General features: G+C 67.9%; 28 protein-coding genes and 1 tRNA gene. 19 read left to right on the top strand and 10 right to left on the bottom strand.

The annotated features are described in order from the left end of the window. The first annotated feature begins 10 nt into the window (after positions 1–10). Positions 11–84, top strand: a tRNA-Phe gene (locus tag ACOQFL_RS04725). Between the two features lie 156 nt (positions 85–240). Here ACOQFL_RS04725 and ACOQFL_RS04720 read toward each other — a convergent pair. Next, positions 241–1188 (bottom strand): MmyB family transcriptional regulator, encoded by a 948-nt coding sequence (locus ACOQFL_RS04720; protein ID WP_435542835.1) that lies wholly within the window; start codon positions 1186–1188, stop codon positions 241–243. Between the two features lie 118 nt (positions 1189–1306). Between ACOQFL_RS04720 and ACOQFL_RS04715 the strand changes: the two genes are divergently transcribed. Then, positions 1307–2527: an MFS transporter gene (locus ACOQFL_RS04715; protein ID WP_435542834.1), complete on the top strand. Its 1221-nt coding sequence runs from the start codon at positions 1307–1309 to the stop codon at positions 2525–2527. Between the two features lie 61 nt (positions 2528–2588). Here ACOQFL_RS04715 and ACOQFL_RS04710 read toward each other — a convergent pair whose 3' ends face one another. Further along, positions 2589–2990 (bottom strand): VOC family protein, encoded by a 402-nt coding sequence (locus tag ACOQFL_RS04710; protein WP_435542833.1) that lies wholly within the window; start codon positions 2988–2990, stop codon positions 2589–2591. Positions 2991–3128: 138 nt separating this feature from the next. Between ACOQFL_RS04710 and ACOQFL_RS04705 the strand changes: the two genes are divergently transcribed. The 6 genes from ACOQFL_RS04705 to ACOQFL_RS04680 all read left to right on the top strand — a co-directional run bounded on the left by ACOQFL_RS04705 (position 3129) and on the right by ACOQFL_RS04680 (position 6783). Continuing rightward, the gene (locus ACOQFL_RS04705) at positions 3129–3560 is read left to right on the top strand and encodes a hypothetical protein (RefSeq protein WP_435542832.1); all 432 of its coding nucleotides are present in this window, start codon (positions 3129–3131) and stop codon (positions 3558–3560) included. Continuing rightward, positions 3553–4245, top strand: a complete 693-nt coding sequence (locus ACOQFL_RS04700) for a hypothetical protein (protein WP_435542831.1) — start codon at positions 3553–3555, stop codon at positions 4243–4245. The genes ACOQFL_RS04705 and ACOQFL_RS04700 overlap by 8 nt, the downstream gene beginning before the upstream one ends. Positions 4246–4496: 251 nt before the next feature. Then, positions 4497–5021: a GNAT family N-acetyltransferase gene (locus tag ACOQFL_RS04695; RefSeq protein ID WP_435542830.1), complete on the top strand. Its 525-nt coding sequence runs from the start codon at positions 4497–4499 to the stop codon at positions 5019–5021. A gap of 169 nt (positions 5022–5190) precedes the next feature. After that, a complete protein-coding gene (locus ACOQFL_RS04690; protein ID WP_435542829.1) occupies positions 5191–5487 on the top strand; it encodes a hypothetical protein in 297 nt (98 codons plus the stop codon). A gap of 215 nt (positions 5488–5702) precedes the next feature. Then, positions 5703–6035, top strand: a complete 333-nt coding sequence (locus ACOQFL_RS04685; protein WP_435542828.1) for a hypothetical protein — start codon at positions 5703–5705, stop codon at positions 6033–6035. Positions 6036–6366: 331 nt separating this feature from the next. Then, complete coding sequence (locus tag ACOQFL_RS04680) at positions 6367–6783, top strand: VOC family protein (RefSeq protein ID WP_435542827.1); 417 nt, start codon at positions 6367–6369, stop codon at positions 6781–6783. Positions 6784–6856: 73 nt separating this feature from the next. Here ACOQFL_RS04680 and ACOQFL_RS04675 read toward each other — a convergent pair whose 3' ends face one another. Next, entirely contained in the window at positions 6857–8092 is a 1236-nt protein-coding gene (locus tag ACOQFL_RS04675) for a cytochrome P450 family protein (RefSeq protein WP_435542826.1), read from the bottom strand. A gap of 226 nt (positions 8093–8318) precedes the next feature. Between ACOQFL_RS04675 and ACOQFL_RS04670 the strand changes: the two genes are divergently transcribed. Further along, positions 8319–8906, top strand: coding sequence for a GrpB family protein (locus ACOQFL_RS04670; RefSeq protein ID WP_435542825.1), 588 nt, complete (start codon positions 8319–8321; stop codon positions 8904–8906). 43 nt (positions 8907–8949) lie between these two features. On the opposite strand, the gene ACOQFL_RS04665 is transcribed toward ACOQFL_RS04670, so the two are convergent. Continuing rightward, complete coding sequence (locus ACOQFL_RS04665) at positions 8950–9567, bottom strand: DJ-1/PfpI family protein (protein ID WP_435542824.1); 618 nt, start codon at positions 9565–9567, stop codon at positions 8950–8952. Positions 9568–9850: 283 nt separating this feature from the next. Between ACOQFL_RS04665 and ACOQFL_RS04660 the strand changes: the two genes are divergently transcribed. After that, a complete protein-coding gene (locus ACOQFL_RS04660; protein WP_435542823.1) occupies positions 9851–10252 on the top strand; it encodes a PPOX class F420-dependent oxidoreductase in 402 nt (133 codons plus the stop codon). A 169-nt stretch (positions 10253–10421) separates the two neighbouring features. Here ACOQFL_RS04660 and ACOQFL_RS04655 read toward each other — a convergent pair whose 3' ends face one another. The 4 genes from ACOQFL_RS04655 to yczE all read right to left on the bottom strand — a co-directional run bounded on the left by ACOQFL_RS04655 (position 10422) and on the right by yczE (position 13630). Further along, the gene (locus ACOQFL_RS04655; RefSeq protein ID WP_435542822.1) at positions 10422–10649 is read right to left on the bottom strand and encodes a DUF8847 domain-containing protein; all 228 of its coding nucleotides are present in this window, start codon (positions 10647–10649) and stop codon (positions 10422–10424) included. A 399-nt stretch (positions 10650–11048) separates the two neighbouring features. Next, positions 11049–12077, bottom strand: a complete 1029-nt coding sequence (locus ACOQFL_RS04650; RefSeq protein WP_435542821.1) for a magnesium and cobalt transport protein CorA — start codon at positions 12075–12077, stop codon at positions 11049–11051. Positions 12078–12114: 37 nt separating this feature from the next. Then, a complete protein-coding gene (locus ACOQFL_RS04645) occupies positions 12115–12981 on the bottom strand; it encodes a protein phosphatase 2C domain-containing protein (protein ID WP_435542820.1) in 867 nt (288 codons plus the stop codon). 7 nt (positions 12982–12988) lie between these two features. Next, a complete protein-coding gene (gene yczE, locus ACOQFL_RS04640; RefSeq protein ID WP_435542819.1) occupies positions 12989–13630 on the bottom strand; it encodes a membrane protein YczE in 642 nt (213 codons plus the stop codon). Between the two features lie 62 nt (positions 13631–13692). Between yczE and yczR the strand changes: the two genes are divergently transcribed. From yczR to ACOQFL_RS04625, 3 genes are all read left to right on the top strand, one after another. Then, positions 13693–15129 (top strand): MocR-like transcription factor YczR, encoded by a 1437-nt coding sequence (gene yczR / locus ACOQFL_RS04635; RefSeq protein ID WP_435542818.1) that lies wholly within the window; start codon positions 13693–13695, stop codon positions 15127–15129. A 1049-nt stretch (positions 15130–16178) separates the two neighbouring features. Continuing rightward, on the top strand, positions 16179–16772 hold the full coding sequence (locus ACOQFL_RS04630) for an RNA polymerase sigma factor (RefSeq protein WP_435542817.1): 594 nt from the start codon (positions 16179–16181) through the stop codon (positions 16770–16772). Beyond that, positions 16769–17305, top strand: a complete 537-nt coding sequence (locus ACOQFL_RS04625; protein ID WP_435542816.1) for a hypothetical protein — start codon at positions 16769–16771, stop codon at positions 17303–17305. The genes ACOQFL_RS04630 and ACOQFL_RS04625 overlap by 4 nt, the downstream gene beginning before the upstream one ends. Before the next feature lie 228 nt (positions 17306–17533). On the opposite strand, the gene ACOQFL_RS04620 is transcribed toward ACOQFL_RS04625, so the two are convergent. Further along, positions 17534–18700: a pyridoxal phosphate-dependent aminotransferase gene (locus ACOQFL_RS04620; RefSeq protein ID WP_435542815.1), complete on the bottom strand. Its 1167-nt coding sequence runs from the start codon at positions 18698–18700 to the stop codon at positions 17534–17536. Positions 18701–18981: 281 nt separating this feature from the next. On the opposite strand from ACOQFL_RS04620, the gene ACOQFL_RS04615 reads away from it, so the two are divergent. Then, complete coding sequence (locus ACOQFL_RS04615; RefSeq protein WP_435542930.1) at positions 18982–20187, top strand: DUF445 domain-containing protein; 1206 nt, start codon at positions 18982–18984, stop codon at positions 20185–20187. Positions 20188–20241: 54 nt separating this feature from the next. Here ACOQFL_RS04615 and ACOQFL_RS04610 read toward each other — a convergent pair whose 3' ends face one another. After that, on the bottom strand, positions 20242–20796 hold the full coding sequence (locus ACOQFL_RS04610) for a CGNR zinc finger domain-containing protein (RefSeq protein ID WP_435542814.1): 555 nt from the start codon (positions 20794–20796) through the stop codon (positions 20242–20244). A gap of 103 nt (positions 20797–20899) precedes the next feature. Between ACOQFL_RS04610 and ACOQFL_RS04605 the strand changes: the two genes are divergently transcribed. The 5 genes from ACOQFL_RS04605 (at position 20900) to ACOQFL_RS04585 (ending at position 23995) form a co-directional block, all read left to right on the top strand. Further along, entirely contained in the window at positions 20900–21313 is a 414-nt protein-coding gene (locus ACOQFL_RS04605; RefSeq protein ID WP_435542813.1) for a VOC family protein, read from the top strand. A 134-nt stretch (positions 21314–21447) separates the two neighbouring features. Then, on the top strand, positions 21448–21933 hold the full coding sequence (locus ACOQFL_RS04600) for a helix-turn-helix domain-containing protein (protein WP_435542812.1): 486 nt from the start codon (positions 21448–21450) through the stop codon (positions 21931–21933). Positions 21934–21938: 5 nt separating this feature from the next. After that, positions 21939–22763: a hypothetical protein gene (locus ACOQFL_RS04595; RefSeq protein ID WP_435542811.1), complete on the top strand. Its 825-nt coding sequence runs from the start codon at positions 21939–21941 to the stop codon at positions 22761–22763. A 141-nt stretch (positions 22764–22904) separates the two neighbouring features. Further along, the gene (locus tag ACOQFL_RS04590) at positions 22905–23192 is read left to right on the top strand and encodes a DUF2516 family protein (RefSeq protein WP_435542810.1); all 288 of its coding nucleotides are present in this window, start codon (positions 22905–22907) and stop codon (positions 23190–23192) included. Further along, positions 23192–23995 (top strand): alpha/beta fold hydrolase, encoded by an 804-nt coding sequence (locus ACOQFL_RS04585; RefSeq protein WP_435542809.1) that lies wholly within the window; start codon positions 23192–23194, stop codon positions 23993–23995. The genes ACOQFL_RS04590 and ACOQFL_RS04585 overlap by 1 nt, the downstream gene beginning before the upstream one ends. Positions 23996–24088 lie beyond the last annotated feature (93 nt).

Here is a 24088-nt window from a genome sequence, read left to right as displayed (position 1 = left end):
CGGGTTGCACGGCCAGGTAGCTCAGTTGGTACGAGCGTCCGCCTGAAAAGCGGAAGGTCGGCGGTTCGACCCCGCCCCTGGCCACGCGGTATGATCAGCGAGAACGGCCCTCACCGGAAACGGTGGGGGCCATTCTTGTGCGTGGCTAGTCTCAGTTGCCGTCCCAGAAGTACCGGTTGAGCTGTTCGGCGACGTCGTGGCGAACGGCGTCGGTCGCATGCGTCCTGCGAGGGCTCGTCGTTAGTGTCCTCGGTGCTCCGATGAAGCCTGTACCCGAGCCGTGCCGTTCGTGGTCGGCCCGCGGAACCGGTCGTCTCCCGAATCCTGCTCGTGCGTGATCGTTCCGAGCAAGGTCAGGGCATCGGCGGACTTCTGCTCGGTCGGGGTGTAGACCTCCAGGCGGTGATCCGGGCTGTCGGCCTGTAACCAGATCTGGAACTCCGTGGAGAGCTCACCGACCAGGGGATGGTGAAAGTGCTTGATGCCGCCGGTGCATTCCCCGACCCGGCCGGATGCCCACATGGCGGCGAACTCGGCGTCCTTCATGCAGAGCTCCCCGACGAGTTCTGCCAGGCGAGTGTCATCGGGATACTTTCCGCTGATCAACCGCAGATAGGCGACATTGGTGCGCGCCTCGGCCGCCCAATCGCCGTACGAGCCGCGAACTTGCGGGTCCAGGAACAGCAGCCTCGGCATGGACGGCCGCATCGCCGGATCCGTGGGGCTATCGAACGGGACGTGCGGTGCCAGCAGCGCGTGCCCCATCGGTGTCCAGGCCAGCACATCATTACGACGCCCCAAGAGCACGGCGGGCTGCTCGGAGAGCGCCTTCACCATGGCCAGAGCTCGCGGGTGCGGTCGTTCAGGCCGAGTTCGGGGTGGAGTTCGCAGCAGTGAGGGTTTGGCCAGATCGAGCAGATGCTCGGACTCGGTCGACGTCAGCTGCAGCGCTCGCGCCAGGGCCAGCAGTACCTCGGTCGAAGCGTTGCACGCCTTCCCCTGTTCCAACCGGGTGTAGTAGGCGACGCTGACGCCGGCCAGTTGCGCGACTTCTTCGCGCCGGAGGCCGGGAACCCGCCGGCGTCGACCCCAGCTGACCACATCGGCCCGGTCGGGACCGAGGGCAGCACGGCGGGAACGCAGGAACTCGCCCAGGCTCCCCGATGATGCGCTCCCCGACGGTGTCATACCTGCAAGGGTAGGCACTCGGGTCGACTTCGAGCATGACCCTGCCAGTGGTAGGAACGCCGAGCGCACGCTCAACGGGTTCTGGTTGCCCGAGCGCTGGCCCGACAGGCTGAAATACGTGCTTTCTCATGACAATGCCTCGCGCACCCGGCTGGTGCTGCTGACTCTGGCCGCCGGTGCTTTCGGGATCGGCACCACCGAGTTCGCCATCTCCGGCTTGATGCCCGGAATCGCTGCCGAGTTCGGCATCTCCTTCGCTACCGCCGGGTGGGCGGCGACGATCTATGCCCTCGGCGTCTTCCTCGGAGCCCCGGTCCTGATCCTGGTCGGGCAGCGATTCGAGAGGAGGAGTTTCCTGCTCGTCCTCATGCTGCTGTTTCTGATCGGGAACCTGCTGACCGCCCTTGCACCTTCGTTCGCGCTGACCCTGCTGGGTAGGGTGGTCTCCTCGCTGACCCATGCGGCGTTCCTCGGCACCGGGTCGATCATCGCCTCACGGGCAGTACCCGAGCATCAGAAGACCAGCGCGATCGCGTTCATGTTCTCCGGCCTGACCCTGGCTACACTGATCGGCACGCCGATCGCCGCTTGGGTGTCCGCCGTACTGTCCTGGCGGGTCTCTTTCCTGGGCATCGCGGCGATCGGCATGATCGCCCTGGTCGGCATCCTCGTCTGCATCCCGGCCAACGACACTGCCGAGTCGTTCGACGTCGCCGCCGAGGTGCGTGCCTTCACGAACCCGCAGCTGCTGCTCGCGATGTTGATCACCGTCCTCGGGCCTGCCGGATTCTTCACCTCGATCACCTACATCGCACCTGTCACGATGAACGTCACCGGCACTCCGGAGAACTGGGTCACGATTTACATGCTCGTCTTCGGACTCGGCCTGTTCGTCGGCAACATCATGGGAGGCTGGCTGGCCGATATCAACCTCATGGGCCTGCTGTTGGGAAGCCTCGCCCTGCTGACCGCCACGCTGCTCGTGTTCTGGCTCGCTGCCGAGAACATCGTGGTCACCGCCGTGGCGGTGTTCCTGATGGCCGCCTCCGGATTCGCCACCGTTTCCCCGATCCAGCGGCTGGTGATGGAACGGGCGGAGCGCGCGGGCGCTCCCAACCTCGCGGCCTCGATGAACATCGGCATGTTCAACCTCGGCAACGCCATCGGCGCGGGGCTCGGTGGCTTCGTCATCAGTGCGGGGCTCGGTGGCAGCAGCCCCAACCTCGCAGGCGGCCTGCTCGCCGCGGGCGCTCTTGTGGTCGGCACCCTCATCCGGTTGCGATCGAAGAAGCCCATCAGTCGTCGGCAGCCCGCCGAGGCCGTTTCCGTGCGTGGTTAGCCTCAGTTCCGGCCTCGGTTGTTCGTCCGGTGGCTTCCGGTCCCGTCTCGTCATGGGGTGATCACCGATACGGCCGTGGGCCCAGCAAGTCCCAGCGGTTGCCCGCGACGTCGAGGAAGACCGCGACCTCACCGTAGGGTTCCCGGCGCGGCTCGGTGACGAACTCGACCCCCGCCGCACGCATCCGGTCGTAGGATGCCTGGAAGTCGTCCACGCGCAGGAACAGGCCGACCCGAGCCGCGAACTGATCTCCCACGACTCGCTCCTGCCGCTCACCATCAGCTCGTGCGAGCAGTAGGCCTGTGGTGGTGCCGGGCGGTCGTACGACGACCCACCGCTTCGCACGCCCGTCGTTGGTCGAGGACGGCGAATCCTCGACGAGTTCGAACTCCAGCGTGGCCACGAAGAACCGGATCGCCTCGTCGTAGTCGTCGACGATCAGGGTAAACCGCTCAAGGTGCACAACGCCAGGCAACCACGACGAGCAGCGTTTGTCTGGAAGTGCGACCGCTGCGGGCTACCTGGGCGAGCATCTTCGCCTCTCGCCCATAGGTGACGCCCCTGGGTTTACACATTTCTCGATCCGGGGCATGATGACCGCATGAGTCGTAACCCCGGGGTTGACGCCGCTTGGGACGCGGTGCTTTCCCACCGCCAGGACGAGACGCGTGCCGCTGTGGCAGAGCGGTTCGTCGACAACGGCATCTCGCCCACCGACGTTGCTTCGGTGCTGGCGGACATGGGCGACGGGTTGTACGCCGCCGCAGCGCAGGATGACGAGCACTGGACTCAGCGATTCGGGGGCCCACTCGTCGTGGCCTTGCTGGCCGCCGAGGTCAGTGCGCTGGCCGCCCACCTGAACTCGCGCGCCTCGGCGGTGCGGGCCCGAGCGACGGACGGTCTGCTCGATGACTTCAGCGCCGTGACCGTCGCGGCCCGGCTGGGGGTATCGCGGCAGAAGGTCTACGACATCGCCCGTAGCAGTACGAGCGGACCCTTCATCGAGCACGCCCCAGGAGGAAGCCATGCGTGAACTCACCGAACTCGTCGATCTGCCCGATGCGGACGTCCAGCCACTGGTGCATCCGTTGGACCTGCTCGAAGCCCGCCGACCGTTTCGGCGCGCGCAACTCATCACCGCGCTGACGAACCCCCCGATGGCGGTGTGCCTCGCCGCGCTCGTCTGGTTCGCCACCTACAGCTTCCTGCCGCCGCTGCTCATGGCTGCCGCGATTATCGCTTTCGGTGCTCTCGCGAGTCACCTCGATCGCGAGCGGGCATGGGATTTCATTCCCCGCAAACGGCAGGATCGGAACCGCGCTCTTCCGCTGAGCTGGGATGTCGGGGCTGCGGTGGTGCTCGCGGCGGTCCTCGCCGTGGTACTGGTCCTGGTGGCCGTCCGGCTCGGCCAACCCGACGTGCCCACCGAGGTCCGGCGGTTCACCTTCGGCATGGCAGCCGGGACCGCTCTGATCATGGTCGGTGACGCCGTCACCAGACTGCTCCGCAAGCGGGGCAGGAGCGCGCTGCTCGGGCTGCCGAGCCTGTTCGCCGTAGTGGGATCTCTCGCAGCCGCCGCCTTCCACACGCTGTCCGATATCCCGCACTCGACGACATCGCCAACCGTGTTCCTGGGCCTGATCACCATGCTCGGCATCGGCGTCCTCGTCGGCGGGTGGAAGTACCGCGAACACCATCAGCGAGTGCTCGCACACTGAGCATCCACCCGGCGAACCCTGTCGGACTCCGCCTCGGCTGAATCCGACAGAGCAGGGCCTCGTCAGAGCCGAGCGCCGTGGCGAAGCAGGACCGTGCACAGGAGTGAGTCACCGAAGCGAGGCGACTCGGCTGGATCGACGCCGATTTCCGCGCCGTCCTGGATCTCGGTTCGCATCACTCGTACTGTCCGGAGTCGCAACGAACCACCCTTGCCTCGGCGCGGGCAGCCGAACCGGACTGGAGCGATCTCTTGGGGTACCGCCATCGCCTCGCCACGCGGGAGGACCTGCCCGCGATCGTGGACATCTACAACGCGGCGATTCTGGAGAAGGCGAGCACCTGTGATCTGGAACCCGTCAGCGTCGCTTCCCGCGAGAGATGGTTCGCCGCCTCGCGGTCGGATTACCGCCCGATCTGGGTCGGCTACGAGGCGGACGATCCGTGTACCGTGACCGGCTATCTGAGCTTCGACCCTTTTCTGAACGGTCGGCCGGGGTACGACGTGACCTCGGACGTGGCGCTGTACCTGCACCCCGAGCACCGGGGTCGGGGACAGGGAACGTACCTGCTGGGCGAGGCCGTGGCGCATGCTCCGAAGCTGGACGTGCGCACACTGGCCACCACGATCTTCGGCAGCAACCGGGCCAGCCTGAGCCTGTTCCGCTCGCACGGCTTCCAGGAGTGGGGGCGGCTGCCCGCCGTGGCCGATCTGGGCGGCGGTGTGGTTCAGGACGTGGTGTTCGTCGGGCGCAAAGTGGACGGTTCCACTGGCTAGAGCTGCCCGGTTCTCCGGGCGATGAGAAGCGGTCGTTCGACCGTGTGGGGCGAATGACGTAGAGGACGTGCTGCTGGTGTGGGTTCACGGCGATGTGGGACCGCTCCACGATCTTCGGGTAGTGCTCGGATGCGGCACCGGCTAACAGAACCGCGAACCGTTCGCTGAGATGGATCGCGCTCGTGGCGAGGGGCGGCTTCGGGTCTACTACCTCGGCGTCACGCTCGACGCGCTCACGCTGTCCGGTGACATCCTCACCGTGGCGGTGATCGAGCCCGACTCCTACGACGAGTTGTTCGGTGCGGCCGTCACCACCAACGACGAGGGCCGCATCCCCGCCCGGCACCTGCCGTTCGAGGCCAACACCATCAGCCGTCTTCACGAACTGGGCCAACTCTCGCCCGGAGCCTCGGCGGCGGTGAACCTGGCATGGCAGCACCGAAGGGCATTGCTCGACCGGAACTGAATTGTTCGCCTCGTCGAGGTGTTCGGACGAATTCGTCGTGGTTTCATGGCAGGCTGGGGTCGACGCGGTGTGGCTGCGTCTTTATCACGGTGGCCCTGTCGTCTCCACTGTTCGTCCCGGCTCGGTCATCCGTGAGCGTTCAAACGCGCTGTTTTTCGTGAATCACCCGGTTGGACATTGGTAGCGAAATTCACATTGAATGATGGGGTGATTTCGTGCTACATGTCATGGTCATGTGGATAGTTGGCCTCATCGTACTGCTGGGCAGTATTTTCCTCGCCATATCGGGAAAATACCTTATTGCCGGGTGCGTCCTGCTGGCGTGGACAGTGGCGGAAGAAGTCGTTTCCTCGATTCGCCGCCGCAAACTTTACGCCAAATTTCGCGATAAATTTCCGACGTCGGATGATGTGGCTCGGTCTCTGGACCGTGAAGAAATTCGACGACTGCGCGACGATGAGGGAAAGGCGCGGGCCGTTCATCAGGTGCGTCGTGATGTGCCGGGGATGCCGCTCGTGGAGGCCGCGAAACTGGTGGATAAGCTGTGACTGGTGAGCGGACTGGTCACGAACATTGCCGTACCGATGACGCAGCCGGCGGACAGGTGAAGCGACGCGAGAAGGTTGACTGCCACTGCTGGCAGCCCTGCCGCCAGTAGAACGACCGCGAACTCCATCTCCCCGGCCACGGCATCGAGACTGATTCCGCGCGTTCACAGACCGCCCGGGCCGGTCTCGGAACGCCGGGCGATTTCGTACGCGAAGAGTAAGCCATCTCGGAAACGGAACAGGAAGCAACCGCACTCGGCGCGAACCCCGCCCAATCCGTAGTGGGCCGTACTCGCGTGCCCGGTCGGGGAACGCCGCTACGTTGGAAGGCATGATTGACAGCTCGGCGTCCTCGGTCTGGCCGATCCTGCACTACGACGACACGCGCGCCGCACTGCGCTTCCTCGTCGATGTCCTGGGCTTCCACGAGGTGCTCGCGGCGCGGAACGACGAGGGCGACATCGCGCACGCCGAGCTGCGCTGGCCCGGCGGTGGCGCGTTGGTCTTCGGCTCGACGAAGCACACCGACGGCGTGCACGGCCGAATGCGAGCGGGAAGCAGCGCCGTCTACATCGCGACCGAGCACGTGGACGCCGTCCATTCCCGAGTGCGGGAGGCAGGGGGCGACGTCGTCGAGGCACCGCACCACACCGAGTTCGGCTCGGGAGCCGGTTCGTACGCGCTCACGGTGCGGGATCCGGAGGGCAACCTGTGGACCTTCGGCACTTACCGGGGTATCGAGGCGTAGCGCGCCGCCGTCGTCGTGACCGCTACCGCACCGCGCCGGTTGTGGAGCTCCCACCAGTCGCTTTTTCCGAGTGTCAGCCGAGGTGAACGGGCAGCTCCTCGTAGCGGGTCCAGAACGGCATCGGTTCGAGTGCGAGTTCGGAGCGCTCGGTTGCCAGTCGCAGGTTCGGGTTGCGGCGGACGAGCTCCCGCAGTGCGACGCGGGTTTCCATGCGGGCCAGGTTGGCACCCAGGCAGAAGTGCACTCCGTGACCGAATCCGAGGTGGGCGTTGGGGTGGCGGTCGATGTCGAAGGTGTCCGGGTCGTCGAACGCGGCGGGATCCCGGTTGGCGGCGGCCAACACGGGAATCACCGTCGCACCGGCCGGGATCGTCGTGTCGTGCCAGGTGACGTCCTCGACTGTGGTGGAGGGTTTGGTTCCGCCGATCGGTCCGCTGTAGCGCACGATTTCCTCGACGGCCCTTCGCCACAGCGCTTCGTCATCGGGTGCGGCGCGCAGCCGCGCGAGCTGGTCGGGGTGATCCAACAGCGTGAGCACCGCGTTGGTGATCAGGTTGTACGTGGTCTCGTAACCCGCGGTGACCAGTAGAAAGACCATCGCGACCAGTTCGTCTTCGGAGAGGCGATCCCCGTCCTCCTCGGCCTGGATCAGACCGGTCAGGATGTCCTCGCCCGGTTCGGCTCGCTTGTGCTCGATCAGCTCGCGCACGAGCTCGGTCAGGGCGTTCATCTCCCGGGCCCAACTCTCCTGGCCGAGCCGCGCCATACCCGTCACGAGGGCATTCATTCCCCGACCGAAACGCTCCCGGTCGGCGTGCGGCACTCCGACCATCTCGTTGATCACCGTAGCGGGGACGGGCAGCGCGAACCGCTCGCGCAGCTCGACTCGACCAAGGGGTTCCAGCTCGTCGAGCAGCCCGTGCGACAGCTCGCCGACGCGCCCGCTGATTCGCTCGATCGCTCGGGGAGTGAAGGGTTGGGCAACCAGCTTGCGCAGGCGTCGATGCCCCGGATCATCCATCAGGATCATGTTGCTGGTCGTCATCAGCCGTATCGGTTCGCGGACCGAGTCCGGAAACCCCGCGAGCATCGCCGGGCCCTGCCCTCCCGGCGAGCGCAGGAACCGGTCATCGGCCAGCATCAGACGGCAATCCTCGTAGCGGGAGACCAGCCACACGTCCTGTTCACCCATGTAGGCCATCCGCCCACAGTGGACCGGGGCGTTCGTACGCAGCCACGTGTAGTGCGCTTGCGGGTCGGCGAGGAATTCCGGGCCGCCGACGGTGATCATGGTGTCCGATGTGCTCATGGCGGGCTCCTCGGCCAACTCTGCACTGCCGCTCATCACGGAGGACCGCGGCACCGTCGCTCTCTCCGACGTGCCGCTTCGAGTGGTGAAATCGTTCCGGACCGGATTCGAGATGTTGTCACGACACGGTTGCCTGCTGCTCGTGCTCGCGATCGTAGTGAAATGCCCGGTTCGGTGTCAGAGACAGAGGTGGAAACACCGCCGAAATCACGCTAGGTTCACCCGAATGCCCGCACCGGAGGAGATCACCCGACACCACGAACCGGATCCTTCGGAGGATCCCTGGGTTCACGGGCCACCCGCGCCGGAAACGGTCGAGATCGTGGCGTACGACCCGGAGTGGCCGAGTCGCTATCGGACGCTGGCCGCCGACATCGTCGCGGCTCTGGGCGACGCATCGCTCGGTATCGAGCACGTCGGCTCCACCGCTGTGGCGGGGCTCGCGGCGAAGGACGTCATCGACATCAACCTCACCGTGGCCGACCCCAGTGACGAGCAGACGTACGTCCCCGTACTGGCGGAGCTGGGCTACGTCCTCACGGTCCGGGAGCCCTCCTGGCACGAACACCGGTGCCTGCGGTTGTCGAATCCGCGCGCGAACCTGCACGTGTTCGGCCCGGACTGCCCCGAGACCGTCCGGCAGCGCATGTTCCGTGACTGGCTGCGCGATCACCCGGCGGACCGCGCTCGTTACGAGGCCGCGAAACGAGCAGCGATCCCGGGCGGCGGACACGTCATGGACTACAACGCCCGCAAGCAGCGTGTCGTCCGCGAGATCTACGACCGGATCTTCCGCGCCGCCGGATTGCGCTGAGTACTCCTGGTTTCCCGTGGAATACCGGCATCCCGCCGGTGCGTCATCCCGCCGAATTCGGGGCGTACTCGATGCCCTCGCGGACCTGGTGCGCCCGCTCGACACTCGCGAGGCGCCCGACCAGGTGCAGCGCCATCTCGATGCCCGCCGCGATACCGGCTGAGGTGACCACATCGCCGTCGTCGACGTACGGCACGCCGCCGTGCACCGCGATGCTCCGGTCCAGGTTGCCCAGCCGTTCGAGCGCGGAGCGGTTGCTGGTGGCCGCCCGCCCCCGCAGCAGACCGCTCGCGGCGAGAACCAGTGAACCGGTGCACACACTCGTCAGCAGTGACACCCGCTCGCGCTGTTCGCGCAGCCACCGCAGATGCTCCTCAGCGGTGCTCAGCCGTTGGGTGCCGTCGCCACCGGGATGCAGCAGAACCTCCAGCTCGGGCACCGTGGCCGTGCTGTGGTGCGCCTCGACCACGAGTCCCTTCTCGCAGTTCACCGCCGCGCCGTCGTGCGAGAACGTGGTCACGACGTAACCGTCCTCGGGAAAGTGCCTGGTCCACCACGCGAAGACCTCCCAGGGGCCGACGGCGTCGAGTTCCTCCATCCCGTCGAACAGCAGGATTCCGATGTGCCGGGTCTCGGTGGTTCCACCGTTCGTCTCGGTCATGCCCCCATGCTTTCGAAGCGACGAAGCGAAACCAAGTGGCAGGACTGCCCGAATGTGCCAGAATCCTGCCATCGCACGCACGGGCCGCGCTCGCGCTCCCCGACGTGGCTTCCCACCTCGCCCGCGACGCCGGTAGGGCCCCACCGCTTACCGCGCCGACTACCGGGGAGGCCGCTGAATCACAGCCGAGCGACTGAGCCAAAACCGAACCGTCACCGGGTGCGACGGCCCGTCCCGGGTGAGACTGGGCGAGAGCGGCTTTCCCACTCGAAAGGTGGGCATCATGACCGATACATCGGTGCCCGCGGTGCTGCGCCCGTTCGTCCGGCAGCCGACCGTCCTGCTGTGGACCAGGAAACGCGACGGGACCTGGGTCGACACCCCCGTCAACATCGTCGTGCGCGGTGACCGCGCCTACATCCGGACCTACGGCAAGTCCGGCAAGAGCAAACGGCTGCGGAACTTCCCCGAGGTGTGGTTCCGCCCCTCGACGTGGCTGGGCAAGCCCACCGGGCCGCAGGTGTGGAGCCGCGCTCGGCGCCTGGACGGTGCCGAAGCCCGAACGGCGGCCCACCTCCTCACGCGCAAGTATCCCCTGCTGCACGGCATCCTCGTCCCGATGGCCCACCGGCTCATGCGCACGAGAACGCTGCACTACGAGCTGACCGACGTACTCGCCCGCTGACGCGGCCGATCTCGGAACGCGACCGTGCGGCTGCCGAATCCGGCAGGGTGAAGCTCGCAGGCAACCATGCGGAACGGCCTCTCGCGGTGGGAGGTCAGCCGGGACCACCATCCTCTCGGGAGGGACAACCGGTTCCAGCGGTGTGCTTCGGAGAGCAGGTGGCGCCCGATCAGCCCGCCTGGGGATGTTCCGCCGACTGCGAGTCGGCGTACTTGTAGACCCAGAATCCGCGCCCCATGTGCTGGTCCCGCTCGTACCAGGCGACGCCTTCGTTCTCCTCCGAAGCGCGCGGCACGGGGAGTGGTGACAGCGGCTCACCCTCGCCGCTGAGGGGAAGCGTGATCTCGCGGCCGTCTTCAGGGCCGCCGTACAGCTCGATGCGGGCGTGCAGGTTCATGGCGTGCCTCCGTGTGAAAAACCTCCGGCTTTTATTACTGACGATTAGGTCTCGGGTTTGGTTCCGCATTTTCACCTGAACGGAGCAATGAACGGGTGCCGGTGCGGGGTGCCGTACCACCGTTCGACCCCCGTCCCGGTTCGTGGCGCCCTCTCGAATCGGAGCATCGCACGAGCCGTCCGGCCGCACTCGGCGAACCGGGAGCTCACGGCACGAGTCAACCGGAAAGGGGACACCCGAACGAAAGGTGCGCCCCCGCTCTCAACCGGCCTGGGGGTCACCGGGAGTGCGGGGGCGCCAAGTCCACCCCTGGGGGTCAGGTGGACGTCGCCCAGGTTACTAAACGGTGGCGCAAATGTCTCTAGGGGAAGAGATCTTTTTTGGGTCGGATTCGATTGGTCACAACCAGTCGCGTCTTCGAAACGCCGCGTACAGCGTCACCGCGACCAGCAGCATCAGCAGCAGCGCCACCGGGTATCCCAGCGGCCAGTCCAGCTCCGGCATGTGCGTGAAGTTCATGCCGTAGACCGTGCCCACCAGCGTGGGAGTGAACAGGATCGCCGCCCACGAGGAGATGCGCTTCATTTGCTCGTTCTGTCGCAGGCTCGTCTCCGTGAGTCTGGTGGCCTGCTCGTTCTGGCGCTGCGAGTGCAGCGAGGAGTTCACCAGCAGGATGTTCGCCAGCAGCTGCCGGTGCGACTCCACTCGCTCCGCCACATCCGCCGCGTGGTCCCGGACGTCCCGCAGGTGGCGGTTGAGTTCCACGCCGTCGCGCAACTCGTGGAAGGTCTGCTCCATGCCGTCCAGCACCTCCATGATCGGGCCGGTGGCCCGCTGGAACTCGATCACCTCGCGGGAGAGCCGGTAGATCCGTTTGGACACTGTGGGCTCGCCGCCGAACACCTCGGTCTCGATCTCGTCCAGGTCGTTCTGCAACTCGCGCTCCACCGGAAGGAAGTCGTCCACCACCCCGTCCACGAGGGCGTAGAGCACGGCCGGTGGGCCGTGTGCCAGCAGCTCGGGTTGGTTCTCCAGCCGGTCTCGCACCGCGTCGAGGTCGGGCCGCTCGCTATGCCGCGAGGTGATGACGAAGTCCGATCCGATGAACGCGTGCACCTCCCCGAGCGCCACGTTCTCGCTGTCCTCCTGGTAGAGCGCGGAACGCAGCACCATGAACAGCGTCTCGCCGTAGCGATCGAGCTTCGGCCGTTGGTGCGCGACCCTGGCGTCCTCCAACGCCAGCTGGTGCAGTTCGAACTCGGTTCCCAGCGTCGCCAGCTCGTCCCCGTCCGGTCCGGACAGATCGATCCACCCGAACGTGTGATCGGGGTCGGAGCCGCGTCGCAGTTCGTGCAGCGTCTGCTCGATCGTCCCGCAGCGTTGCCACGACCTGCCGTTCAAGTAGATGACGCTGTTCGCCAGCACCATGCCGGACACCTCCGCGAGCACGAGCGGTCGAGTTCTCTCAATCGTCCGGTGCGAACTCCACGACGGCGAGCGCCTGGTCGTCGTGTCGCTTGGGGCGCGGCCAGCGGCTGCCGTCCGGGTCGGCGTGTTCCGAGGCGCGGACTCGCTCCAGCACCGCCCGCGCCGATTCCGCCCGGGCGTGTACGAGCAGTTCCCGCCAGTCGCGGTAGCTGTCGTACTGGTCGACACCGCAGGAGACACCGTCGCTCGCCAACAGCGCCGAGCGAACCTCCGACCTCGGCCAGCTTCGCCGGATCGCACGGTGCGCGGCGGCCGGATCGGCCTCGGCGACCCAGAAGCCGCCCTCGACGTTGCGCCACCGGCCGGTCGCGTCCACCGCGGCGCGCAGCTCGTCGTGGTGCCGCTCGTCGAAGCCGCCGCCCCCGCGCAGCCGCTGCCGATAGTCACCGTTGTCGGTGGTGCGCAGGGCGTGCAGCCGGTCGTCGGTCACCGCGTCGGTTCCCGAATCGGTGAACACCACGATCGGGCTGTCGGCCAGCACGAGCGCTTCCACGGTCCGCTCGTCCCACCGCAGGATCGACACCGTGGTGGAGGGGGAGCTTCCCGGGCGCAGCCCGTGGGTCGTGCTGACCTCGTCGATCGCCGACGCCAGGGAGTCGGCCAGGTCCGGGTCGGCTCCGGAATCGGCGTGGGGACCCGGGCCGGGGCTCGGGGCGAGGCGGGAGCGTAGCTCGAGGCGTCGGCGCAGCGCCGCCGCGAGTTCGGTGGCGTACCAGCCGCCGGTGCGTTCGGTGGGGCGCAGCGAGGTGGCGCCGTCCAGTACCGCCACCGCGTTCGGCAGGGTGAGCACCACGTCCTCGCTGGGTTCGGTTCCCGCCTGTTCGGCTACCTCGACAGTGGGCATGTCCGGATTATCTGGCGTGTGGGGTCCGCACCGCCACAACGGGCATCGCGAGTTGCGCCGTCGGGCCGATTGCCAGCGCGTAGAGCGCCGTTCCGAATCCCACCGAGCCGCCCAGCAGCCATCCCGTCAGCAGTACCGACAGCTCGACGCAGGTGCGGACGGCGCGCAGCGACAGTCCCGTCGTGCCGTGCAGGCCGGTCATCAGCCCGTCACGGGGCCCGGGGCCGAGCCGGGCTCCGACGTAGACCGCGGTGGCGAAACCGTTGCACAGCACGCCGCCGAGCAGCAGTGCCACCCGGACCGGCAGGTTCTCGACCGGTGGGATGAGGTACAGCGCGGTGCTCACCGAGAGCGCCACCATGAACACGTTCGCCACGGTGCCGATGCCGGGCCGCTGACGGAGCGGTATCCAGCACAGCAGCACCAGAGCGCCGGTGATCGCGGTCACGGCACCGAAGCCGATGCCGGTGCGTTCCACCAGACCGTCGTGCAGCACGTCCCACGGCGCGAGTCCGAGTTCCGCGCGCACCATCATCGCCATGCTCGTGCCGTAGCAGGCAAGTCCGGTGAACAGTCGTAGCAATCGAGTGCCGGGGCGGTGCGTCACCGGTATCGGTTCGAGGTCCACTGTTGCGGTTCTTCGGGGCATATCCGATTGATATTCGGTTTTGGCCTGTTATGGCCAGGACCAATCGTGAAATATTGGTACCCATGACGACTTCGGAGGCGGGACGATTGGGTGCCAATGTTCTGGCGCGGTTGTTGGGCAACTGGTCGCGGGGCGACCGTCCCAGTGCCGACGCGCTGTATTCGGCACTGCGCCGGCTCGTGCTGGAGGGACAACTGCCGCCCGGTACGCGGCTTCCCGCCGAACGCGAACTGGCCGACCGGATCGGCGCCAGTCGCAATCTGGTGAGCGCCGCGCTCGACCGGCTCCGGGAGCAGGGGTTCGTGCGGAGCAGACGGGGAGCCGGTTCCTGGATCGGACTGCCCGCCACGGCCGGTGGCACCGTCGAGTCGGGCGGTTGGTACCCGCCGGAACGCAGCGAGAGCATCAACTTCGCCCAGGCCACCCCCGCCGCCTCCCCCGAGGTCTACGAAGCGTTCGAACGGGTGAGCGAGCGGTTCGCCACGCGGTTCCACGGGCACGGTTACCAGACGCAGGGTCTGCCGGAACTGCGGGAACGGATCGCGCGACGGTTCGCCGAGCGCGGCCTGCCCACGGACCCCGAGCAGATACTGATCACCAACGGTGCGCAGCACGCCTTCGCCCTCGTGCTGCGCACGATGCTCACTCCCGGGCAGCGGGTGTTGCTGGAACAGCCCACCTACCCGAACGCGCTGGAAGCCGTCCGCGGCGTACACGCGCGGCCGCTGTCGGTGCCCATGGTCGACGGTGGATGGGATCCGGAACTACTGGAGGCGACCCTGGCACAGGCGGCACCGCGGCTGGCCTACCTGATTCCCGACTTCCAGAACCCCACCGGTGCGCTGATGACCGCGGCCGAGCGGGAACGGCTGGGCCGCGCGCTGCGGCGACACCGCACGACCGCCGTGGTGGACGAGACGCTGGTCGACATCAATCTCTCCGGGGAGGCGCTTCCGCCTCCCGTGGCTGCCTTCGCCGATTCGCAGACGGTCACGGTGGGCTCGGCGAGCAAGTCGTTCTGGGGAGGTCTGCGGCTCGGCTGGCTCCGTGCGCCACACGAGTTCGTGCAGCGCGTCGTCGTCGGTCGTGCCGCGATCGACCTCGGCAGCCCCGTTTTCGAGCAGCTCGTGCTGAGCGAGTTGTTGGACGACGCCGATCGGACACTGGAGCGGCAGCGCACGAGGCTGCTGCACCAGCAAAACCGGTTGGTGACGGCGCTGCGCGAGTTTCGCCCACAGTGGACCTTCACCGTTCCGGGCGGTGGGCTCTCGCTGTGGTGCCACATCGGCTCACGCCGAGCCGGGCGACTGGCCGTGGCCGCCGAACAACGAGGCGTGCGGCTGGCCTCCTCCGGGAGATTCGCGGTGGAAGGGGAGCTCGAGGACCGTCTCCGACTGCCCTACAGCTTGCCGGAGGAAACGCTGCGCCAGGCTGTGGAGTTGATCGCCGAAGCTGACGACTCGATCGGGCCCGCCAGGCCGCCCGACCTGATTACCTAGGGTGCCGATGGCGAAGCTTTTTCGGGTGGGTCAGGTAGCCGTCACGTGAGTCGGCGCCTTGCGGCGTTGGGCCGGCTCTTGAGTAGCGACCTACGCGGTGAGCGGCCCGGCCTTGCGATGCATCCGACTCACGCACCGGGGACACCCCCGCTGCGACCCGCACGGTCGTGTCCCGAGGAGCGGAGCGAGGCGGAGATTTCGCGAGAAATCGACGCCGTTCCGGAGAGGGGTGGCGGAACCTCTGGCATGGCTCGCGGAGGGAGTGGCTGTTCGGCCACCCGCCGGCACGGCCCCTCGACGTGCCGGTGGGTGGCCGCTCGACCCGGTGTCACAGGGGCAGTGCGACACCGGGAGCGGGGCTGTCTGCCGCTCTCGTGACGATTGGTTCGCCCTGATGCGGCGCCCCGACCGACCCGGTCGGGCGCAGGCAACCGGATCGGAAGTCTCGGCGTTCGGAACGAGCGGCGAATTCTCGCCGCGTACTGCGGCCTCTCACCGCGCGGTCGGCCTTTCGCGGCGAGTTTTCGGTCAGCCGCCGTCCGCTGCCCGTGGTCTGGAGCGGAAACGCCCCGCGTGCTTCGGGAACCGGACCGCCCCCACCGGCGATCGTCCGGTCTCGGTGAATGTGGACGCTCCCGCACCACTCGGGACTGCCCGTTGCATCAGAATCACCGTCCCGTGTCTCGCTGCCCGCGTTCGACAATCATCCTCCCGGGGAATCGACGAATTGGCATCCGCAAACGCCGCCTGTCACCCGGTTAGGCGGTGTTACGAACCAACAGTGGGCCACTGTGACTTGTTGGTTATTCCCGAATGAGGCTCCCGGAACGGGGTGGGTGGTGCGCGGTGGGACGGATCGCGCCCGGGACTACCCCGGCAGGTACGTATTCCTACTCGAACTCTTGCCCCGTTCGGGGGTTTACCGCCGCACCGTGAATCCAGCGGCGGCCGTGCCGTCTCCTATTCGGCGAACCCGCCCGAGTCGTGTGCTTCGTTCGACGCCCACGGCTTCGGGGCGGGGCCGAATCCGAAGTAGGAAAGGTGTTGCAGTGACGGAACGGGAGCGATCCTGCGGTACCGCCGTGTTGCTGAGTCGACTGGCCGTGGGGGACGAACGCGCCTGGCGCGATCTGGTGGACCGCAACAGCGGTGTGGTGTGGGGAGCCGTTCGCGCCTACTCGGCCAATCGCGCCGATGCCGAGGACGCCTGGCAGGCGACCTGGTTGCTGCTGGCCGAGAACCTGCATCGACTCCGAGACCCCGATGGGGTGTCCGCGTGGCTGGTAACCACCGCCCGTCGCGAGTCGATGCGGTTGGCACGCGCCAGACGCCGGGAGTCGCCCAGCGGGCTGGCCGGAGTGCTGGCCGAGACCGCCGACGGCACCGAGACTCCCGAGAGCAGCGCGGTGCGTTCGTTGTCGGCCGCGCGGATGGCACAGGCGTTCGCACAGCTGTCACACCGTTGCCAACAGCTGCTGCGGATCATGGCGGTTGCCCCGGACGCGAGTTACGAGCAGATCGGTACCGCGCTGGGGATGGCCCGCGGATCCATCGGTCCCAAGAAGCAGCGATGCCTACGAGCGCTGCGCCTGCGGATGCTCGCCTCGGGGAGCTCGGAAGCTGTGGAAGGGGTGGCGGTGTGAGTACCGGGGCTGGTGTGAGCACGGGGATTCCCGAAGAGCTCCGCTCGTTGGGCAGGCTGTTCCGTAGCACGGATCCCACCCCCGAGCGGGCGATCGGCGCGGCGTACGGGGCCGTGCGGCGCCTGAGCCGGGAACGTGACTCCGGCGGAGCGCTGGAGCCGCTCGGCGATTCCGCCGTCCGGTGCCGCGCCTTCGGGGAGTCGCACGGTGCCGCCGGGGACTGGTGGGGCGCTGCCGGGGTGCGCACGCTGAGTTTCGCCGCGCCGGGCAGGCTCGTGGAGCTGGAGCTGCGTCAAACGAGGCCGGGGCTGTTCCTCGCGCGCGGCATCGTGCTGAACCGTGCCGGACAGCCCGGCCCGTGGGGCACGGTGATCGTGCGGCACGGCCGGGGAGAGTGCCGGGGCGAGTTGGACGACTGCGGCGGGTTCGCCGTGGCCGGTGTTCCCGCCGGGCCGATCTGTCTGCGGCTGCACACCTGGCGAGCGGACGGCCTCGTCACGCAGCGGGCGGGCAGCGACTGGTTCGTGTGCTGACGCGAGGCCCGGGGGTTGTGGGAGAGGCTGTTCGGTTGGCCGGATTCGCGCGGTGTCCGGCCAACCGGAGCCGTCACCGACGGCGTAGCAGCCACGCGGTGATCCTTCTCGGCACCGGCGGGTGCGGGCCGCCGCCGGTGGTCCGGGACAACGCTGCTGGATTCGGCTCTCGCCGGTGGGATCCGGGAAGGGAGACGCCGCAGGGGTGCGGACCCCGCCGGGATCCCCTCAGCCCAGCTTGTGCAGCCGCCGCACTCCCTCGTCGATCACCTCGTCGCGTTTGCAGCAGGCGAACCGGACGAGGTGGCGTACCGGTTCGGGATCGTCGCAGAGTACCTGAAGCGGAATGGCCGCCACACCGGCCAGCTCGGGTAAACCGCGGCAGAACTCGGCGCCGTCGGAATAGCCGAGCGGCCGGATGTCGGCACACAGGAAGTAGGTGCCCTCGCAGGCGAGCACGTCGAATCCCGCTGAGCCGAGTCCGGCCCGGAGGCGATCCCGCTTCTGCTGCAGTTCGGAGCGCAGCTCCGGCAGCCAGTCCCGCTCCTCGCGCAGAGCGTGGGCGACGGCGGGCTGGAACGGGGCACCACCGACGAAGGTCATGAACTGCTTGGCCGCGCGAACCGCCGCGACCAGTTCTGGAGGGCCGCAGACCCAGCCGATCTTCCACCCCGTGACGTTGAAACTCTTGCCCGCGCTGGAAACGGACAGGGTGCGCTCGGCCATCCCCGGGAACGTGGCCAGCGGCACGTGACCGCGCCCGTCGTAAACCAGGTGTTCGTAGACCTCGTCGGTGATGGCGAGCAGATCGTTCTCCCGGCACACCCGGGCGATCTCGGCCAGTTCCGCCTCGGTGAACACGGTGCCGGTCGGGTTGTGCGGCGAGTTCAGCACGAGCGCGCGGGTGTTCGGCCCGACCGCCGCTCGCAGGGCTTCGGCGTCGAGTCCGAACCGCCCGTCGCTCACCCGCAGCGGCACGGTGCGTCGCGTCCCGCCCGCCAGCGACACCGCCACGGGGTAGGAGTCGTAGTAGGGCTCCAGCAGCACCACTTCGTCACCGGGCTCGACGAGGCCGAGCATCGCCGCGCTGATCGCCTCGGTGGCGCCGACGGTCACCAGGATCTCGGTCTCCGGATCGTGCTCGATGCCGTAGTCAGCGGCGCGCTGGGCACCGATCGCGGCGCGCAGCTCGGGCTCACCCGGGCCCGGTGGGTACTGGTTCGTGCCGTCCGCGATCGCCCGTTCGGCCCTGCGGAGCATGCCCGCCGGGCCGTCGGTGTCGGGGAACCCCTGTCCCAGGTTGACGGCTTCGTTGCGCCGGGCGAGCTCGGTGATCTCGGCGAAGATCGTCGAGGTGAACGGGCGCAGTCGACTGCTCAAGGGTGGAGTACGCACGGCTCGCACCCTACTAGTGGGACCTTCGGTGACTCGGTTTCCGTGATGCTCGCTCGGCGAGCTCGCGCCGGTTCCGGCCGGTTTCCGTGGGGCACGGCCGGTTCCGTCGGGCACGGCCGGGCCGTGACTCGTCGTCGCGGCGCTCGCCCCGGTGGACCGAGGCCGCCCCGGTGGACCGAGGATCGAAGCGCAGTGGCGGCCGTGGTCGGCAGCGCTGCCACAATCGTGGGGTGTCGGATACCTCGGTGGCCGAGCTTTCCCGTAGGCGCGGGCTGCGCCGCATGAAGGGCGTCGCCACGGGTCTGTTCCTGCTGGCCGCGCTCGTTTACCTGTGGACCGGGTGGCTGGCGCCCGACGGCTCGGGCTGGGTCGGGTACGTCAACGCCGCCGCCGAGGCCGGAATGGTCGGCGCGCTGGCCGACTGGTTCGCGGTGACGGCGCTCTTCCGCAGGCCACTGGGGTTGCCCATCCCGCACACCGCGATCATCCCCAACCGCAAGAACGCGCTCGGGCAGAGTCTCGGCGACTTCGTCGGCACCAACTTCCTGTCCGAGCAGGTGGTGGTGGACAAGCTGGACCGTGCCGGGATAGCGGGCCGGCTCGGTGAGTGGTTGTCGCGGCGGGAGCACGCGGAGCGTGTCACGGCGGAGCTGGCAGCGGTGCTGCGTGGTGCGGTGCGGGTGCTGCGGGACGAGGACGTGCGGCAGGTGCTGGAGCAGACCGTGCTGCGCAGGGTTGTCGAACAGCCGTGGGGACCGCCGCTGGGCCGCATTCTCGGCAGGGTCTTCGAGGACGGTTCGCATCGCGGCTTGGTCGATCTGGTCTGCGACCGTGCCTACGACTGGGTCCGGGACAACTACGAAACTGTTTCGCGGGTGGTGGACCAGCGTGCTCCCTCCTGGTCCCCCAGATTCTTCGACTCGCTGGTGGCGGACAAGATCTACAGCGAGGTACTGGCCTTCGCCTGGGCCGTCAAGACCGATCCCGAGCACCAGATGCGCAAGGCCGTGGACCGGTTCCTGGTCGAGTTCGCACGGGATCTGCGAGAGGACCCGACCACGATGGCCAGAGCCGATCGCATCAAGTGGCAGGTGCTGGAACACCCCGAGGTGCGGAGCCTGGTGGCCGATGCCTGGACAACGGCCAAGGGCATGCTGCTGGAAGCCGCCGAGGACCCCGACAGCGAGCTGCGGCAGCGGGTACGCGACGGTCTGGTCGCGCTTGGTGGCCGCCTCGCCGCCGAGCCGGAGTTGCGTGACAAGGTGGACGGCTGGCTGCGCGAGGCGGCCCGTTACGTCGTCAATCACTACCGTGCCGAGATAACCACGCTGATCACGGACACGGTCGACCGCTGGGACGCGGCCGACACCTCCCGCAGGATCGAGCTACAGGTGGGGCGCGACCTGCAGTTCATTCGTGTCAACGGCACGGTGGTGGGTGCGCTGGCCGGACTGGCCATTCACACGGTCGCTCAGTTGTTGTTGTGACCATCCGCGATGAGCCCACACGGCTGCCCGTGTCGAGCGGTCTCGCGATGGTGCTCAATGCGTGGTGTGGCGTTCCCGCCAGGAGCGTGCCTTCTCCCGGTTGCCACAGACCCGCATCGAGCACCAGGTGCGCGATCGGTTTCTGGAGCGGTCGTAGAAGGCCCACAAACAGTTCGTCGCGGGACAGATCTTGATGCGATGCCAGCGGCCCACCGTGGCAATGCGGGACGCCGCCGCGAGGACGGCTCCGAGTGCATCGCTGCCGGAGGCGACCGGCACTCCTTCCTCGAGATGAATGCGCACCGGCCATTCCGCTGTCGCGGGAGGTATGGCCGTTGATTCGCCTGAACCGCAACTGATCGAATCGCGCATCAGGTCGCGAATCTCGCGTGCTGCTGCCGTGTCCACGGATGCCTGCCCGGTGTGTCGCAGGCACCACTGCTGCCATTGTTCCGTCTCCGCCAGCACATCAGTGCCGGTCTCGGCGTCGACGGTGTTGAGAAACGCCAGCAGAAGGTCGATGTCCTGTTCCGTGTCGGGCCCGACGGGCTCGGATGGTGCCGCTGATAGCCCGTTCGGCGCGACGGCTGCGACGGCTTTGCTGTTCACGGTCCCATCGTAAGCCAGCGATTCCTTGCGGTAACGCGGTTGCGAGGTCATACTCACCGATTGGTAACCATTAAAACAGTTACGATAGTTACGGAGAGCTTCGATGGTAGGAACCGAATACGCCACCTCGGCCCCGCTGCGCGTGATCTCCTTCGTGCTGGACGGGCCCGATCCGCGCGGGCTGGCCGAGTTCTACGGTGAACTGCTCGGCTGGCCGGTCGACGAGTCGGTGTCCGACGAGCGGTGGGTGGAACTGGCCGATCCCGAGGGCGGTGCGCGGATCTCCTGCCAGCTGGATCCGCACCACACCGCCCCCGGTTGGCCCGATTCGCCGCCGCAGCAGCAGGGCCACCTCGACATCAGGGTGACCGACTTCGAGGCCGTGGAGGCCCGTGCGCTGCGTGCCGGAGCCAAGCGGCTGCCTCAGCCCGCTGACGAGCTCGACTCGAAGTTCCGGGTCTACGCGGACCCGGCCGGACACCCGTTCTGCCTGTGCTGGGGACCGCCGCCCGCGTGATATCGCGAGAAATCGACAGCCGTCGCTCCCTCGGTGCCGGTCCTCGCTCGATTCACCTGTTCGAGTGCAAGCACTGTGCTTGCAATAGTTAGCAACGCTGCTAGCGTGGAGGTGACGGGAAAGGTGGCGCGATCGTGGAACGGATGGATCGCCCGGTCAAAGCCGTGAACCGGGCTGTCAACGACCTGGGGGGCTACATCCGCGCGCAGCGCGCCACCGCCCAGATCTCGCTGCGACAGCTGGCGAAACGGGCCGGAGTCTCCAACCCGTACCTCAGCCAGGTGGAACGAGGACTGCGCAAGCCCAGCGCGGAGATCCTGCAGCAGATCGCCAACGCCCTGCGCATCTCGGCGGAGGCGCTGTACGTGCAGGCCGGGATCCTGGAAAGCCGTCCGGGTGGGCCGGTGGTCGACGCGATTCTGGCCGACACCGAGCTGAGTGACCGGCAGAAACAGGTGTTGCTCGACGTCTACACCTCGTTCCGTGGCGAGAACGAGGCATCCGAGGCGGTGCTCGGGCGGGACCGGGAGTCACGGGACGAGCCGCGCCCCCGGGACGAGCCGGAGTCACGAGCCGAGACCGCCGTCCACGAGTCAGTTCGATCCGAATCCGAGGAGTGAGCACCATGGCGACGCGAACCGACAACAGTGAGACCGAGCAACCGGGCGGTCGTGCGGGCCAAGCCGCCGAAGGCCTCTACAAGCAGGCTCGGATGCCGCTGCTGGCGGCCCTCGGGGCGGGCGAGATCGCCGCCCACGCCGTGGCCGACAGCGTGCACCGGGTGCGGGAGCAGCTCAACGAGCACGCGGGATCGGCACGCGAGACCGTGAACGAACTGCCCTCGGACCTCGGGGAACTGCGCGACCGGATCCGTTCCGGAGATCTGCGCGAACTGCTCGACAGCTATCGCGACTCCGCCGCGAGGCTCTACGGCTACTTCGGCGAGCGTGGTGAGGACGCACTGCAGCGGCTTCGTGAACAGCCGGGTGTGCGGCTCGCCAAGAGCCAGGTCGAGCACGCCCAGGAACGTTTCGAGGGAGCCGTCGGAGAAGCCCGCGGGCTGGCGGACGATGTGCTCGGCAAGGTCGGCACCACCACCCGCTCGTTCGGGGAGAAGGCGGCCCGCACCACTGAGACCGTGGCGGAGGAAACCGCCGAAACGGTGCGCGAGACCGGGGGACGTGCCGCCTCGGAAACCCGTGGCGCGACACGACGCACCGCCAACCGCGCCTCGGCGGCGAAGAGTGGAGGCCGGAGTGGTTCCGGCAGTAGCGGCCGGAGTGGTTCCGGCAGCGGGAGTTCCGCCAGCGGGAGTTCGACGAGTGGGAGTTCGACGAGTGGGAGTTCCACCAGTGGGAGTCGTTCCGGTGGACAGCGGGGATCGACCGGCAGCAGGAACAACCCCTCGAAGCAGCCCAGGTCCGCCGCGCGGAAGAAGGAGCAGAGCTGAACGTGATCCGGCCGCCGGCAGGCACGGCCACCTTTCGACACCACCACCGTAGGGCGCGGCCACCGCTGTTCACGCGGCCGAGGCCGCGCCCGTTCGGTACACGACCGGGACTTCCGTGAGGATTACACGTATCCTTGCGGTGTGCTTCTGGCTCAGGTGATCGTGACGGCTCTCTGGATAGCGGGTATTCCGGTCGGGGTGTACGCGTTCGGCCACGCGCTGATGCAGCGCGCCGACGCGTTCACGGCAGCGGACAAGCAGTCCAAGCCGATTTGGCTCGGGATTACCGGCGCCGGTGCGCTGGTGCTCATACTCATGATCCGGGGACCCATGACGATTATCTGGATCGCCGGTCTGGTCGCCGCGCTGGTCTACATCGTTGACGTGCGTCCCCGGGTGACCGAGGTGCAGAAGGGCAGTTCCTGGTAGTGACGGTCGGTTCGACGGGAACCGTCGGCGGTGCCCGCCCGGAACTCCCCTCGGGAGCCACGTGGCGCGCGCACGGCAGCGGTGCGCCGGTGACGTTGGTGGTGCACGGCCTCGGCGCCACCGAGGGTGAGGCCCGCATCCCCGCCTCGGGACTGCGCGGTACTCGCGTGGTGCTCACGTTGCCCGGCCACGGTGGTGCGGCGGATCCGGCAGCCGGTTACTGGAGTTACGAGCGCGTGGCCGACGACGTACTCGAAGCGGCCGACCGGGTGGGGGCAGAGCGGGCGGTCGGCGTCTCGCTCGGCGCCGGGGCGCTGGCCCGGATAGCCGCGCGGAATCCCACGCGTTTCGAACGGCTCGCCCTGCTGCTTCCCGCCGCGCTGGACCGGCCGCGTGGCGGTGCGGTGACCGAGATCTTCGACCGGCTCGTCGCGGGAGTCGACGCCGCCGCCGAGGACGACGGCGAGTGGCTGCGCGGGCTCGTCGGTTCCGGACTCCCGGAGGATGCCGAGGTCGGCGACTACGTCGAGCAGCGCGCGGCCACGCTGCGGCGCCTCGGCCCCGCCCTGCGTACCCTGCCCCGGCAGGCTCCGCTGCACGACAGCGCCGAACTCTCCGCCGTCGCTTCCCCCGTGTTGGTGGTGGGCGCCGCCTCCGATCCGCTGCACGATCCCGCGGTGGCCGAACAACTCGCGGCCGTGCTGCCCGATGCGCGGCTGCGGGTGTTCGACTCCGCCGCGCCCATGCTCGACAGGCGTGCCGAGCTGCGCCGCTTGCTGACCGGTTTTCTCAACGACCGGTAGTTGGATTCTGTCGACGTTGTTCGAGGGTGGTGGGAGCTCGGCCGCGTCGACGGCGCGGCGATTTCGTGGGAAATTGACGCCGCCCCTGGGGTG

Origin of the sequence: Actinopolyspora sabaoui (genome assembly GCF_051225635.1) — a bacterium.
Taxonomy (GTDB): domain Bacteria; phylum Actinomycetota; class Actinomycetes; order Mycobacteriales; family Pseudonocardiaceae; genus Actinopolyspora.
The sequence above is the reverse complement of the archived record's forward strand: the minus strand, read 5'-3'. Positions and strand labels throughout refer to the sequence as shown.

Excerpts from the sequence above, each read along its gene's own strand:
- ACOQFL_RS04665 (WP_435542824.1), bottom strand. The coding sequence starts at position 9,567 with ATGACCGAGACGAACGGTGGAACCACCGAGACCCGGCACATCGGAATC.
- ACOQFL_RS04615 (WP_435542930.1), top strand. The coding sequence starts at position 18,982 with ATGAAGGGCGTCGCCACGGGTCTGTTCCTGCTGGCCGCGCTCGTTTAC.
- ACOQFL_RS04645 (WP_435542820.1), bottom strand. The coding sequence starts at position 12,981 with ATGCCCACTGTCGAGGTAGCCGAACAGGCGGGAACCGAACCCAGCGAG.
- ACOQFL_RS04650 (WP_435542821.1), bottom strand. The coding sequence starts at position 12,077 with ATGGTGCTGGCGAACAGCGTCATCTACTTGAACGGCAGGTCGTGGCAA.
- ACOQFL_RS04655 (WP_435542822.1), bottom strand. The coding sequence starts at position 10,649 with ATGAACCTGCACGCCCGCATCGAGCTGTACGGCGGCCCTGAAGACGGC.
- ACOQFL_RS04605 (WP_435542813.1), top strand. The coding sequence starts at position 20,900 with ATGGTAGGAACCGAATACGCCACCTCGGCCCCGCTGCGCGTGATCTCC.
- ACOQFL_RS04660 (WP_435542823.1), top strand. The coding sequence starts at position 9,851 with ATGACCGATACATCGGTGCCCGCGGTGCTGCGCCCGTTCGTCCGGCAG.
- ACOQFL_RS04705 (WP_435542832.1), top strand. The coding sequence starts at position 3,129 with ATGAGTCGTAACCCCGGGGTTGACGCCGCTTGGGACGCGGTGCTTTCC.
- ACOQFL_RS04700 (WP_435542831.1), top strand. The coding sequence starts at position 3,553 with ATGCGTGAACTCACCGAACTCGTCGATCTGCCCGATGCGGACGTCCAG.
- yczR (WP_435542818.1), top strand. The coding sequence starts at position 13,693 with ATGACGACTTCGGAGGCGGGACGATTGGGTGCCAATGTTCTGGCGCGG.
- yczE (WP_435542819.1), bottom strand. The coding sequence starts at position 13,630 with ATGCCCCGAAGAACCGCAACAGTGGACCTCGAACCGATACCGGTGACG.
- ACOQFL_RS04670 (WP_435542825.1), top strand. The coding sequence starts at position 8,319 with ATGCCCGCACCGGAGGAGATCACCCGACACCACGAACCGGATCCTTCG.
- ACOQFL_RS04680 (WP_435542827.1), top strand. The coding sequence starts at position 6,367 with ATGATTGACAGCTCGGCGTCCTCGGTCTGGCCGATCCTGCACTACGAC.
- ACOQFL_RS04595 (WP_435542811.1), top strand. The coding sequence starts at position 21,939 with ATGGCGACGCGAACCGACAACAGTGAGACCGAGCAACCGGGCGGTCGT.
- ACOQFL_RS04720 (WP_435542835.1), bottom strand. The coding sequence starts at position 1,188 with ATGACACCGTCGGGGAGCGCATCATCGGGGAGCCTGGGCGAGTTCCTG.
- ACOQFL_RS04690 (WP_435542829.1), top strand. The coding sequence starts at position 5,191 with ATGGATCGCGCTCGTGGCGAGGGGCGGCTTCGGGTCTACTACCTCGGC.
- ACOQFL_RS04675 (WP_435542826.1), bottom strand. The coding sequence starts at position 8,092 with ATGAGCACATCGGACACCATGATCACCGTCGGCGGCCCGGAATTCCTC.